This is a genomic window from Flavobacterium sp. J49, from assembly GCF_011742145.1.
Lineage (GTDB): Bacteria > Bacteroidota > Bacteroidia > Flavobacteriales > Flavobacteriaceae > Flavobacterium.
Window position 1 is genome coordinate 1 of record NZ_JAAQQU010000015.1, and the last position, 341, is coordinate 341.

Genomic DNA, 341 nt, shown 5'->3' on the forward strand with positions numbered 1-341 from the left:
GCGGTAAAGGTTGTGCCTCCATTAGACCATAAAATGGTATAAGGAGCCGTTCCACCGGTAGCCGTTACTGTTACACTTCCATTGTTTCCTGCAAAACAAGATACGTTGGTAGTCGTATTAGTAGAAGCCAAAGCCGTTGCCGGTTGCGTGATGGTTACACTTACATTGGAAGTACATCCGTTAGCATCGGTTACCACGGCGGTATAAGTACCTGCTGCAAAATTGTTAGCCGTAAAGGTTGTGCCGCCATTAGACCATAAAATAGTATAAGGCGAAGTTCCACCGGTAGCCGTTACTGTTACACTTCCATTGTTTCCTGCAAAACAAGATACGTTGGTAGT

1 protein-coding gene is annotated in these 341 nt (G+C 45.2%); it reads right to left on the reverse strand.

Going from position 1 to position 341, the window contains the following annotated elements; translation table 11 throughout:
- On the reverse strand, positions 1-341 hold a 341-nt coding region (locus tag HA632_RS14050), incomplete at both ends, for a SprB repeat-containing protein (protein WP_176305206.1).